The organism is Thalassomonas actiniarum (assembly GCF_000948975.2).
GTDB classification, from domain to species: domain Bacteria; phylum Pseudomonadota; class Gammaproteobacteria; order Enterobacterales; family Alteromonadaceae; genus Thalassomonas; species Thalassomonas actiniarum.
On the sequence record NZ_CP059735.1, the window covers coordinates 4,083,097 to 4,096,454 of the forward strand.

Annotated in this window: 10 protein-coding genes; 4 read left to right on the forward strand and 6 right to left on the reverse strand. The window is 50.8% G+C overall.

The genetic code is table 11. From position 1 onward, the window contains the following. Window positions 1–20 precede the first annotated feature (20 nt). The 6 genes from SG35_RS17735 to SG35_RS17760 all read right to left on the reverse strand — a co-directional run bounded on the left by SG35_RS17735 (window position 21) and on the right by SG35_RS17760 (window position 8,795). The gene (locus SG35_RS17735; RefSeq protein WP_053043167.1) at window positions 21–1,907 is read right to left on the reverse strand and encodes a thiamine pyrophosphate-binding protein; all 1,887 of its coding nucleotides are present in this window, start codon (window positions 1,905–1,907) and stop codon (window positions 21–23) included. A 9-nt stretch (window positions 1,908–1,916) separates the two neighbouring features. Further along, complete coding sequence (locus SG35_RS17740) at window positions 1,917–3,371, reverse strand: Dyp-type peroxidase (protein ID WP_044833912.1); 1,455 nt, start codon at window positions 3,369–3,371, stop codon at window positions 1,917–1,919. 116 nt (window positions 3,372–3,487) lie between these two features. Continuing rightward, window positions 3,488–4,129: a carboxymuconolactone decarboxylase family protein gene (locus SG35_RS17745; protein ID WP_044833913.1), complete on the reverse strand. Its 642-nt coding sequence runs from the start codon at window positions 4,127–4,129 to the stop codon at window positions 3,488–3,490. Window positions 4,130–4,489: 360 nt separating this feature from the next. Beyond that, window positions 4,490–5,647: an FAD-dependent monooxygenase gene (locus SG35_RS17750; protein ID WP_044833914.1), complete on the reverse strand. Its 1,158-nt coding sequence runs from the start codon at window positions 5,645–5,647 to the stop codon at window positions 4,490–4,492. Then, the gene (locus SG35_RS17755; protein WP_044833915.1) at window positions 5,644–7,755 is read right to left on the reverse strand and encodes a LodA/GoxA family CTQ-dependent oxidase; all 2,112 of its coding nucleotides are present in this window, start codon (window positions 7,753–7,755) and stop codon (window positions 5,644–5,646) included. Before SG35_RS17755 ends, SG35_RS17750 begins: the two co-directional genes overlap by 4 nt. Further along, on the reverse strand, window positions 7,752–8,795 hold the full coding sequence (locus SG35_RS17760; protein WP_053043168.1) for a ferritin-like domain-containing protein: 1,044 nt from the start codon (window positions 8,793–8,795) through the stop codon (window positions 7,752–7,754). Before SG35_RS17760 ends, SG35_RS17755 begins: the two co-directional genes overlap by 4 nt. A 537-nt stretch (window positions 8,796–9,332) precedes the next feature. Between SG35_RS17760 and SG35_RS17765 the strand changes: the two genes are divergently transcribed. The 4 genes from SG35_RS17765 (at window position 9,333) to SG35_RS17780 (ending at window position 13,302) form a co-directional block, all read left to right on the forward strand. Then, window positions 9,333–9,929 carry a TetR/AcrR family transcriptional regulator gene (locus SG35_RS17765; RefSeq protein ID WP_044833916.1) on the forward strand — a complete coding sequence of 199 codons (597 nt, stop codon included), beginning with the start codon at window positions 9,333–9,335 and terminating at the stop codon, window positions 9,927–9,929. A gap of 17 nt (window positions 9,930–9,946) precedes the next feature. Continuing rightward, window positions 9,947–11,038: a metal-dependent hydrolase gene (locus tag SG35_RS17770; RefSeq protein ID WP_044833917.1), complete on the forward strand. Its 1,092-nt coding sequence runs from the start codon at window positions 9,947–9,949 to the stop codon at window positions 11,036–11,038. A 174-nt stretch (window positions 11,039–11,212) separates the two neighbouring features. Continuing rightward, window positions 11,213–11,371 carry a hypothetical protein gene (locus SG35_RS17775; RefSeq protein ID WP_160298318.1) on the forward strand — a complete coding sequence of 53 codons (159 nt, stop codon included), beginning with the start codon at window positions 11,213–11,215 and terminating at the stop codon, window positions 11,369–11,371. 224 nt (window positions 11,372–11,595) lie between these two features. Beyond that, window positions 11,596–13,302 carry a methyl-accepting chemotaxis protein gene (locus tag SG35_RS17780; protein WP_053043169.1) on the forward strand — a complete coding sequence of 569 codons (1,707 nt, stop codon included), beginning with the start codon at window positions 11,596–11,598 and terminating at the stop codon, window positions 13,300–13,302. Window positions 13,303–13,358 lie beyond the last annotated feature (56 nt).

Sequence of the window (13,358 nt, forward strand, 5' to 3'; positions counted from 1 at the left end):
TTCAGACTTAATCTTCAGACTTAATCTTCAGACCAACTAGCCTGTTCCACCGCTTTGCGCCAGGGGTTGATAGGTGTTTCAAAATCCGGGCTGCACCTGGCATCGATAACAAACGGGCCATTGGCGGAAAATGCCCGGTCAAATGCCAGCGACAAATCCCCGGGGTCTTCCACCCGGATGCCGTCTCCCCCCAACGAGCGGGAAAAGGCGACCCAGTCATGGGTGGCTAAGGTAGTCAGTTGTTTTGCAATCGGGGTTTTCGCCCTTAAATAGACATTGCCCAGGGCGCTGTTGTTGATCACCAGCACAATCAAAGGCAGGTTATTTCTCGCCGCACTCTGGATTTCAATGCCGTTCATCAACATACAACCATCGCCGGTGAGCACCACGCAGGGTTTTTCCGGACAGGCCACCTTGGCTCCTATGCCTGCCGGGATCGCCCAGCCCATAGGCGCCATGGCTGCAGCCGTCAGGTACTGCCTCGGGCCATGGCTTTGCCAGTAATGCCCGGCAAAGGCCCGGTGTGCTCCCGAGTCGGCAATAATCACGGTATTGTTCGGCGCCATGATCTGCAATTCGGTGATAATGCGCGCCGGATGCATGGGCATGGCGGTGCTTTGCCTGTCTTCATTTTGATAATAACGCGGCTTCCCGGCTATAATGTCCAGCCATTGCCGACGTTGCTCCCGCCCTTCAAGCAAAGTGGTTAATTGCCCGTCCTGCTCCTGTTGCAGCAGCCATTCCAGCAAGGTACAGATATCGCCGTTAATACCGACATCAACCGGGAAGTTTTTCGAGAAATTGGCAATATCGACATCCACCTGATAGATGCCCGCTTCGGGTTTTAAATGCTGGTCCCAGCGCATGGTATCCCGCTGGTTTAAACTTGAGCCCAACACCAGCAATAAGCGGTTATCGTCAATACCGGCATTGGGGCAGTTGGCATTGTCTTTATCGCCGTTTAATAACGCCAGGGTAGCATGGTTGGTACCGGCATAACCGAATACCCCCAGGGATAAGGGATGTGTTTCGGGAAAAACCCCTTTTGCCTTTAATGTAGTTGCCACCGGGATATGATATTTTTGCGCAAATTCCAGCAGCTTATCGCTTGCCTGCGAGCGCGTTACGCCACTGCCGGCAAGAATAGCAATATTACCGGCACCGTTTTTCTCCAATGCCGACAGCAGTTTTTTCGCGCCATGAATATCCAGGCCCCTGGGACTGATGTTCTCCACCTGCAAACCTCTAAACCCGGTATAACCTTGGGGGATCTCCTGGGTTTGGATCTGCTTGGGAAAACTCAGGCTCACAGGTTTTTGCTCCCGCCCGAGCATGGTTCTCATGGCATTATCGAGTACCCGGGGCACCATTTTCGCCTCGGGGATTTCCCGGGACATGGCCGTGACGGCCGATAAGAAGCCGATATCGTTGACGCCGCCGGTACTGGCATCCTGAAAACCTCCCCGGCCATCCCAGTCGGTGGGAATTTCACCGGCCAGGGTCAATACCGGCGAGCCGTCACTGTAGGCGGCGGCAAGCGGTCCCACCATATTGGCGATCCCCGGCCCGCCGATGCCCAGACATACGCCAAACAAACCGCTGGCCCGGGCATAACCGTCCGCCATATAGGCAGCCCCGGCCTCGTTGGCGGCCACTATGGCTTTAACGTCCCCCTCTTCCTCGCCAAATTGATCGAGAAAAGGATCCACCACACCGCCGGGTACCATAAAGACATGATGTACCCCTTGGCGGGCAACGGCATCGAGCACATATCTGGCGGTTGTGACCCCGGTATCGCTCTTGCCCTGGTTTTCTTTGCTGGCGCTGCCCACACCCGGGAGTGGCGTTTTAGCATTACCGGAGCTGCTTGCCGGGTTGTTTTCTGAATCAACATTAAGATCGGTCACGATAACTCCTTAATCAAGGGTAGATAAATGACGTAAAAAATGGATACTGGGCATAAAGAGATATTCACCGCCGAGGTTGCGGACAAAGCCGGAAAATTCAAAATCCACCTTGCTGGCACCATTGCCCCATTTTCCCGGCCAGGACTGCGGCTGTGGCGTTTCTCCGTTTGCCAATTGCCCCACCAGGGGGTCGATGCCGGTTTTTTTCCGGATAAAGCCTTCATTGTTGCACCAGGTATGCTGCATAAAAATAAACTGATCCACTATACTGGCCTGCAAACTGATAAAGAGTAATCCTGCCTCTGTCCATTCCGAATCCGGGGCCAGGTTTTTCTCACCAAAACTGATGCCCCGGCGCACGATACGACGGCTTTGCTCTATGGTCGGCGGAGAATTAAACTGCCGGACGGTATCTCCCCTGGGATTGGTTTTTCGGGTATGGGCGTGAAACGGACAGCGCAGGCCGTCGACATCGTCATCATAGTTAAAATTGTTAAACAGGTTACTCCAGCCGTCGTTACCCTGCTCCGAAATCGGGGTGCCGTCCTTAAAACGGCCGACACATAAAGCACCGGCATATTCGGCATCGACTTTTTGCTGCCCGAGTTCGGACAAGGTATTGGCCAGCAAATCCAGCTTTTTCCAAAAACCTTTAATATTTTGCTGTAATTTGCGATAGGTGACATAAGTGCCGTAACTGTTGCCATCGCCGCCGGGATCTTTCACCAGCACGGTATTTAACGAAGCGCTGGCATCATTGCGGCTGTAACCGCCATTTTTAAACTCTTCATTGAGATCGGAAAAAAAGAATTTGGGATTACTGACCCCGTCAACAAAGCCAAAATGCTCGATAACCTGCGCTTTGTCGTTACGCATCACATGCCCGACCTGCACCAGGGTAATTTCGGCAATGCCCGCCAGCTCATTTTTCAGTTCGGTTACTTTATCCGCCAATAACTGATCGGTTTCAGACGGCGAATCCCCGGCATAAGCAAGTAAGATCATACCGTCGATATCGCTGCGAAAGGCCGACTCCCACTGCTGGACATCGTCATTTAACGGATTGCTTTTCGGTTGATGATCTCCCCTGGGCACGGTATCGTAGCGTACCTGCAGATCTTTCATGCCCGAGCGAAAGGCCAGATCCTGCGGCCAGTATTTTTGCTTAATCCCCAGCGCCTGGTAGCCGGAGCAACTCAGCATCAAATTGACAAAAACCTGGTGGCGGCCACCGGCTTTATATTGCCGGGTTTGCTGCTCCTGCCCTAAGGTCGAAGTGATCTTGGAAGCAAACTTTTCTACCCAGCGGCAGTTTTCATCCGAATTGCCGATAAAACGGAAAAACACATGGCGCGAGTGATCCCGGCCATGTCCTTTTAATATATTGCCCTGCAGATTGGTAAAGACATCCTGGAAGTTCGGATCGTCTATTTCAATATTGGTTTGGTTTAAATTCGCCGACATAATACATTCCCTGTAAAATTAATATCTTGGCCCGGCTTTGCGGGCGGTGCCATTTTTCTGTCCAGCCCGGTTAACGGCTCGTTTGATGCGTGCTCTTGCTCTTGCTCTTGCCTTACTTATGCCTCGGTCATATTATTTTGCATTTCTTCTGCCATTGTTTGCCGCATCTCGGGCACTTGAGGCTCCGGTAAGCTGGGTTTACCCGGCGCCGCAGGTAATTCATAGGCATTGAGCTGACAGGCCACCATAGTGTAATAACCAATTAAGGCGGTTATCTCCGTGATCTGCTCTGTGCTGTACGCCTGCCTGAGCTTATTAAAACACTTGTCGCTTACCCGCTTATTGTTGCTGAGCTCTCGCACGTAAGTGATCAGGTCGCCGTCTCCGGAAGCCAGTCCGTGATTATCCTCGGTGGGCCGGCCATTTTTATACAAAGGTTTTTTGTACTTGATCACTTCCATGGTGTGCACCGAGATATCCGCCTGCAGGGCAAACTCCTGGTGAAAAGACCACTCAAACTGACAGGCATTTTCACTTAGGGTGGTGATGATGGTGAGCTCTTTTAAGCGCTGAGGCAAGATGGAGTCAAAACGCAGGTAGGCACCGAGATCTGCCACCAGTTTCGCCACCTTAGGGCTATTAAGCAATAAGGCAAATACACCGATCACATTACCCCGGCTCGCTTTAATATACTCAGACACCTGCAGCGCCTCGCCGCTAAGGCCAATTTCATTATCCAGATATGGAATGCGTGTCATGATACTCTCCCGTGTTTTATCAAGACCTTACAGCCTGCTTGTGGCGTAAAATCTTCGCTTCATTGAGTTAGTAAACGGTAAAAACAGTTGTACAGGAGCCAGACAGACAAATAATCAGGAAATACGGCATGAAGCCAGGAGATACCGCCAAAGATCAGCAAATGCTGATGTCCTTATCATTTGTTTCAAAAATCAGTTACTTTAGCTAAATAACCGCTTGAATTAACGCCAGAATCCTTTCAAAACGCTTTACTGCCAAACTAAAAAGTCAAAATAGTTTTGAACTAACTACTTGGATTTAAAAAGTTTAGTTGAGGATTTTCTCCATGCAAACCAATTGCAGATTTATTTAACCATCGCTTATGTCACCGCTGTGGCAGCCTCACCTTGATAAAGGCCGCAAGCTATCCGGCGTTTTTGCCAAAAAGCCGCCTGGGGCCAGCGCTGCTCCAGTTGATAAAAATACGCCCTCTGCTCAAGATAATGAATAAATGCTTCGCCGACACTTTGCCGGTAGTGCTCCAACGGCCTGCTATCTCCTTTTAGCCAGCCGGCAATGGCGGGCGCTGCATTTAGCCCCCCGAGTAGCGCCTTATATATCCCCTGGGAAGAAATGGGATCGTAACAGCTCGCCGCATCCCCCACCGCCAGCCAGGCTTCACCTGCCGGAGGATTTAACAGCGCCGAAGGCGCCGTCCAGGTATGCAGCCTTAAAGGCAGCTTTGCCGGAGACAATGCTGTGCTCAGGTGGCGGGTTTGCGCCAATGCCCGATGCCAGTTTTCGGGCTGTTTCAGCCGCTGCTGCAAAATAATATCACCGTCACTGGCAAAGGCGGCTATGATGCGATCTCCGGGTAAGTGCGCGCTGTACCACCAGCCATGCTCTACCGCTTCGAGCAAGGTCATGTGCTGCAATGCCAGGTCCGTCTCCAGTTCCTGGCGATGGAAAAAACCGGCGACACAAACCAGGTTATCCTGGGTTTTGAATCTGGCACCGAAACACCGTGCCACGCTTGCCGAGCGGCCGCTGGCATCGACCACAAAACGGCAATTTAACTGCTGCTTTTTCCCGGGTTTTCCCTCAGTGAAAGCAATATTGATAACCCCCTTTTTTCGGTTACGGTTAAGCTGATGAAACCTGGCCCCGGATAAAAAATCCATGCCGCGTGACATCACTTCATCCGCCAGAAAACGGTCAAACGACAAACGGTCAAGATGCCAGCCATGCCCCCTGGGATTAAACAGAAAATCATTAAAACCCAGGTTATCGCTGCCCCAGCTGGAATAACTGCCTAAACAGCGCTGGTGATTTTGTTCCGCAAACGCCTGCCACAATCCCAACCGGGAAAACAAGCCCCGGGTATCGGGGGGAATACTTTCGCCGATACGCACCCGGGAATAATCACTGCCTTCAACAACCACAACTTTGGTGATGCCAAGCTGATGCAGGGCAATGGCGGTGGCACAACCTGCCGGGCCGCCGCCAACAATCACCACATCATAGAGCGGGCCACTCATTTGTCTTTACGGGTGGCGGTATCATTGCCGCCAAACAAAGGCCAGGGGGTGGGATCCGCCAGTTCTTCCGGTCCGTCTTCCAGCCTGCTCTGAACTTCCAGATAGACATCGTCGGGATAATTTTTGCCGTCATCAATAACCGTGCCCTGCACCACAACGCCGATGTCCTGCCACTGGCTCAGCATCTGGCGGTAATCCCAGAAACGTCCGGCATTGGCGAGATCATGTTTATCATCCGGACTGTTCACCCCGGGATAAGTCCCCGGACCGCGCACCGAGTAACGCTGCGCCGGCAGTTCATTGTCTTCATGGTTATAGTCGGCGGCAGAATAAACCGTCACCGGACGCTGCGCCGGCCAGGACCAGAACAAGGCCTCTGAGTCTTGCTTGTTCGGCGACGTCTGGTGGATGGCACAGGAGTTATAATCGGCATGCCAGGGCAACGCCATAAACTTAGTGGCATCTCCCGGCTCCAGACCTAAGTTTTCCACCGTTTCGTGACGCGGGATCCAGCCCAGAGTTAAAAACGGCTCCCTGTGCCCCGCCCCCTGGCTCTGGATATGCTGATAATCCAGGGGCTTATGCTTGATACGAAACGGTCCGGCTCCCTGCTGCCAGTTCTGGATATACATGCTGGTTTCCCGGATGATCCAGGTCATGTCTATGCCCGGGCTGAACCGGCCGCCGAGACAGTTTTGCAAGCTGGCGCGGTCAAGGTATTCCCCTGCCCCCAAAGGTGTTGCCGTTTGCTTAACGTAACGCTTGTTCGACCAGCAATGTAAAAAGTGATATTGACTCAGGGTCGGGGTTAAAAACGCTTTACCGCCGGCGGCGCTGGAATCCCCGAGGGCCAGCGGCATTAACGGCGCGCCGACATCAACCGATTGCCCTTTCCAGGTTGCTTCGGTGCCGGGATTGGGCCGGCGCACATAAGCCAGCCCCGCCATGATGGTTTCATCCGGGTTATCGTCGGCCGTGATGGCATCGACCTCTTTATGGGCTTCAATGGCAAAGCTGGGCAGGTAGGCATTCCACAGCTGCTGCGCGGTGGCGCGGAACAAAGGTTTAATATGATCATCAAAGGCCGGGCGGTATTCCCCAATAAAGTGCCCGTCCCGGTAAATTTCCGGCGCCAGCGCCAGTTTGCGCAGGAAAATATCATAAGCTTCATCATAAAGGGAAACCACATTCAAGGTTTGCGGCGCATAACTGGGATCGGTGGCCACCAGCCAGGCACCGAAGGTTTCCTGGGTGCTGCCGTCTTTAAAAACCAGGGTGGCAGTCACCGGGCCGTCGGACGTATCGTCAAACCACTGGTCATTATTGACCGGGCCGTTAATAGGCACGGGAACATCCTTTTCATCCAGCGGCCAACCGGCGCTTTTACCGTGTCCGCCGGCGACAATAAGCCGCCCTTTGTCATCGGTATTCATTTCCCCCAAAGACTCGATCGGCCCCTGGGGCTGCTCCAACTGATCAAAATGCATGCCGGGAAAGGACTTGGGATAATCGGCAACAGTGAGGATTTCTGCCCCCTGGCCCCGAGTTGGCTCAGAGCAGGTATCAAAACAGGTGCGGGCATTTGTCCCGCTAAGCGCACGCGGACCGGCATCAATCACCAGCTTACGCAAACGGCTGGTATTATAGGGATCTAAACCTTCACGCAAATTCCGTAATGTCGGGGTATTGCCGTTTTCATAGGCGACCACACCATGGTCGTCGTCATTGGCAAACCAGCTGGATTTTTTATTTGCCAGGTGTACGGTCCAGACGATATCAGCTACTTCACGCCCGTCTATCACAGCACCTATGGTGATTTCTTGCCCGCCCTTAGCCGGGTAAGTATCTATACCCGAGTCCGGGTAGGCAAAAATACGAAAACGCGCCGCCTGGCGTTTAAAGGCACCGTCTTTATCCCTAAGCTCACTGCTTTTAATGATGGTATCTTCTGTGCCGGGGCGAATGGGCAGACCCCCCATAGTGGTATCACCGTCTTTGCCCGGCTGGGGCATGGCGGCAATGGACTCAGGCGCTAAGAAGTATTCCTGGCTGTTGCCAACACGGGCGATACCGATAGAAGGATGAATTTTAAAGGTAAACTGGCTCATGATTGTGCTCCTGATGAAGTGCTGACTTTAGAGAAAACCGGCAAGGCGCCATTTTCCCAACAGGCGGCGATAGCGCCTCCGACCTTGTACATGATGGCGGCAAAATCGGGTGCCTCGCCGCCGCGGAACACGGTATTCATGGCCACCAGAAACTCGCCAAAATGTTTGAGCAAGATTTGCTGTACTTCCCGGCTGCGGTCATTGCCAAAACTTAAGGGGTAAGTTTCCGGCAAGGCCTGCTCCCTGAGATAGCTGAATTTTTCGAAATGATCCCAGCTAGGTTGCAGATCATCAATCTGGTTTTGGTACTTGGTTGCGACATATTGTTTTTTCTCTGTCAGGCCTTCTCCCTGGTCGACGATCAAATTGATCAAAGATTCAACCTGAGCCAAACCGGCTTTGCCGTCTTGGGTAATGGTCATCGAAGCAACCCCCGGATAAAGGGCGCTAAAATGTCCCACCTGACGGACATTACCCTGAATAAATTCCGCCAGCACTCTTGCCCCCTGGCTGACCGACTGGTAAAACTCCCCGATAGAGCCGTATTCATCGGTATTACCATTACTTTCCCGGGCACAGGACTGCCAGTTGGGATATTCAATAATGCACATGGTATTGATACGCTCAACGTCCAAAGGACCGATAGCGGTACTGTAGGGGGTATAAATTTCTGTCGGGTTCGGCGTATCCAGGGCAAAATCCAAGTGCGGTACCTTGCCGCCATAACTCGGCGCCCGGATCACCAGCTCGGTACCATAAGCATTGGCGATATTGGCAGCGCACTGCATATGCAGCATTTCCTGATTAACCACAGAGCGCAACAAACGACGGGCTTCAGAGCCCTGGTCTTTAATGGAGTACATGGCCGCCATATAAAAAGGTATGGTATAAAGCTCGATATCCACCGCCCACTGTAAATGCTCCTGCAGCTGTTCCAGTGTCCAGTCCTGATCTTTATGGACCTTTTTCGGAATAACCAAATTACCATGCTGAAGCAATTCTTCGGCATTGGAGATATCAAGATGATGGTATAAACTCATGGGGATCCTTATGGGCCGTAATGTGGCCTGGTTATTAATTTCCCTAATAAAAACCGCCAAAGCTGCATTGATGCATCCCGGCACTTTTTACCTGTTTTAAATCATCACACTATACTTTTCCCCCTTGTGCTCGCCGCAAGGGTACCACTTGCAAGTACAATGCTTAGTTCATCCGGATCTTGGTGTCTGCCCTGCTATCACTTGGCATGAAGAATATAAAAGGAAGGTGACTGCAGATATCCTTATCCTGCTCTTCTGCGATTGCCCGCTTATTGAAGCCTTAAGCGAGACAACCCCGGGTTAACGCCAGAATCCTTTCCAAAACGTTTTACCGCCAATTAGTTTCAGATAACTGCTTGGATTTGAAAAGTTTAGTTGATGATTATTGCTGTGCAAATTAATCCCCGCACTTTTCATCGTCTTGTAAAACTAACACCCACCCGGTATTGCAAACTTTATTTATCTATGTGAGATAAGGCATTATCAAGCCAGCTTGCTATAACATATACTGGTACCCGCTTCTTTGAGATATTTATTATGCTCAGCCAATGCCCGGATCCGCAAGAAATCATCGATAAAGCCATCGAACTGGCACAATTTAGCTCCTGGGAAAATTTCAGCCTGCTTGAGCTTGCCTCCAGCCTGCACTGTGATCTTGGCCAGATAAAAAGCCACTTTCGCTCCAAAGATGATATCGCCGAGGCCTTATTTAACCGGGCGGACGACGCCATGTTAACGGCAGGCTCTACCGGGCATTTTCTATCCGGGGATGAAGGTTTAGTTGCTGCCATCATGTGTTGGTTTGAAAACCTGGCCCCCAATAAAAAACTGGTACGGGAAATACTTGCCTATAAATTAGAACCCGGGCATTTCCACTTGCAGGCCCACGGCATCACCCGTATCAGCCGGACGGTGCAATGGCTGCTGCATGTTTCGGGGCGCAGTTATACCGGGATCAACAGGGTTATTGATGAAGTTGCCGTCACTCAGGCCTACCTGGCTAGTTTTTGCTTTTTCTTATTTGATAACAGTGAAAAGCATAAGGCAACACGGGCGTTACTTACCCGGTTGATAAGCAAGGTTTCCCGGGCAGAGTCCTTAATTACCCGGCTGTCCAGACCGGCAAGCCGCTAAAAAAGCAATGAGTTCATATGGATACTTTAACCCATATGTTAATAGGCGCAGGTACCGCCCAGCTGATCCCGTCCGCTGTGGACAAGGAGGCGCAAACACCCGGCTGGCAGCAAAAGGCGATGCTCGGCGCCCTGGCCGCCATTCTCCCGGATATCGATTACCTGTTATTTCCCTTAGATCCGCTGGAATTCCTTGCCTACTGGCACCGGGCCCATAGCCATTCCATTTTTTTAGCCCCGTTATGGGCCTACCTGCTGACCTTAGCCTTGCAGCAATATTTTAAGCGCAATAACATCTGGTCAGGGCAAGGGTTACTGCTCTTTTGGATAAGCCTGAGCGCCATTTTATCTCATATCATCAGCGACAGCCTGACGGTCTACGGCACCCGCTGGTTCTCGCCTTTACTGGACGTTAAGATCAGCTGGGATCTGCTTTTTGTCATCGATATCTATTTCACGGCGACTATTGTAGCTGCTCTGGTTTTGCTGATTCGCTGGCGCGATAAAACCTACCGGGCATATGTTTGTCTCATCCCTTTTGCTTACCTCGCCCTGGTGTTGATCATTAAATCTACTGTCTATCACCGCCTCCCCGTATCGGAGAATAATGCAACAAACAACCGCATAACTGTTCCCTCACAAGCAGGCATATTAGTGCCCCAACCCTTTTCCCCGCTTTACTGGCAGCTCATTAAGCCTGATGGCCCGGGCTTTAAGCAAGCTTACCTGAAATTAGCCGATGATATTATTGGCAATAAACTCAGTAAGTTATCAGGGTCAGGTTTAGACTACCTCAGCTATCAACTTCCCCGGGAAATAAGCTGGCGCCGTTACCCTATTATGCCCGATAACCCTGACTGGCAAGCCGACGCCGAAGCCGTCTGGCAAAATAAGGAATTCACCGCTTTTAGGGACTTTACCAGGTACCCGGTCTTTTATGCCTACAACAGCCGCTCGGAAAAAACCTGCGTCTGGTTTAGCGATCTGCGCTACCACTGGCCCGGTATGCTCCCTACTTTTCGCTTCGGCATGTGCAAAAAAACCGCAGGTACATGGCAGGTCCATCGCATGAAATATTTTAGCCGTGATCAGCTGCAAAGGCTCCGTTAACAGCATGAGGAAGTACCCGGCAGCTTTACCTGCCGGGGATAAAAATAGCAAAAAGCCAACCAAAAACCATATATTTAACAAAATCGTTCACATTTGTTGACATTTTATTTCGCTCTGTTAGTCTGAAAAAGCAGGATCACCTGCAGAAAAACTCATAAAAAGAAGAAGATAACAATGAAACTAAAATTAAATAAAAAGAAACTAAAAAATCTTTCAAAAGACAATAAAACCATCCCTGCGGCCATGACTCCTCAAGTGGCAGGCGGCACCAGAAGCCCGGAGCTGGAAACCATTGTCGTTTGCGATCCCACAGAGGCTAAATTTATTCAATAAGCCTTCCTTTATCTATTAGCTGGGTGCTTGCCCAGCTAATTTTATTTCCCTTGCTCCCTCCTTAGGTAATCAGCCGTAATCAACAAAACTTTCCACTGATTTACCTGCTGTTTAACGCCGGAAAATACCTTTAATTGCCCTCAAGCCCATATCCGGGGAAAACTTTTATTTTGCCTGTTATTTTCTACACTTAACTCATTGCAGCAATGATAGAGGATAATACGGTGGCCATTAGCTATATAGAGAAGTTAAGTACCCGGTTATTTGCCCCTATGGTGGCGATTTTTACCTTAGTAATCATTGCCTTATTCTTTTATGTGCCTTATATTACCGAAGGCAACGCCGTGAAAGCCGCAGTGGAGTCAGCCGAAGGCACGGTCAGGCAATATAAAACCATTCGCGGTTATTACACCAAAAACGTGGTGAAAAAAGTACTGGCGGGCTCGGATTTGAAACCCCACTTCTACCACAAAGACGATGCCAGTAAGATCCCGTTGCCAGCCACCTTTATCCACGATATCAGCAATGAGTTTTCCCAAAAAGGCATCCTGGCACTCAAACTCTATAGCCCTTATCCCTTTCCGCTGCGCAAAAGCCGCCAACTTGATGACTTTGGCCAAAAAGCCTGGAGTGCCTTAAATAACAACCCGAACCAGGTCTATGTCAGCCGGGATATCATTAATGACGAACCTTTTGTCCGCGTCGCCGTTGCCGATACCATGTCGCAGCAAGGCTGCGTCAACTGCCACAACAGCCACCCCGACAGCCCGAAAGTCGACTGGAAATTAAACGATGTCCGGGGCGTACTTGAGGTACAAGTACCGATCACCAGCCAGATAAAAGAAGCCAGCGCATTAAATTTCACTATCGGCGGCATGATTTTAACCGTGCTGGTCGTCACGGTAAGCCTGCTGTTCTTTATGTTCAGCCGCCTGATTTCAAACCGCCTGAGGAGTGTCAGCGCAGCATTAAAAGATATTGCCCAGGGCGATGGCGATTTAAGCCAGCGCCTGGATGAAAGCTCCAATGATGAAATAGGAGCCATTACCCGGGCCTTTAACCAGTTCGTCAGCCAGCTGGAAGGCTCACTCAAAGAAATAGGCTTCCAGGTTAAACAACTCAGCAGCAATACCCAGGCTATGGAAGCTATTTCGATAGAATCACAAAACTCCCTCAGCCAGCAACAGGCAGAAACGGATCAGGTAAGCACCGCCATCAACGAAATGACCGCGACCTCCCAGGAGATGTCCAATCTTGCCAACAGTACTTCGGAGCAAATAGATACCACCACTGAACAATCCGAACAGGGCCGGAAAATGGTCAATGACAATATGCAATCGGTGGCAGAGCTGGCCAAAACCATGAATGAAGCCAGCACCGTAGTCAACAGCCTGGAAAAAGACAGCCAGAATATCAGCGGCGTACTCGATGTTATCCGCGGTATTGCCGAGCAAACCAACTTACTGGCACTTAATGCCGCCATAGAGGCAGCAAGGGCCGGAGAACAGGGCCGGGGTTTTGCCGTGGTGGCCGATGAAGTACGTACCCTGGCCAGCCGTACTCAGGAGTCGACCGAGGAAATCAATAACATGATCGAGCAATTGCAGTCGGGGGCGAAAAATGCGGTAGAGACCATCAAGCAAGGCAATATCAGTATCGAAACCAGTGAGCACATTGCCGGGGAAACCAATACTATGATAGATGCCATTGCCGATTCCATCACCAGTATTCAGGCCCTGAACCAGCAAGTGGCCAGCGCCGCCAACGAACAAACCTCGGTCAGTGAACATATCAATCAAAATGTGATGAATATCGCCGACAACACCAACGCCAACCAGGGCAATAGCCAGCAGTTGTTGCTGATGTCGGAAGAAGTCAATGCCGCGGTTACAACCATTAATGAACAGTTGCAAAGGTTTACTTCTTTCTAGAAGTTTATTTTGGCAACAGGAGCAATAAAACCTCCTGTTGCCATGATGTTCGCCTT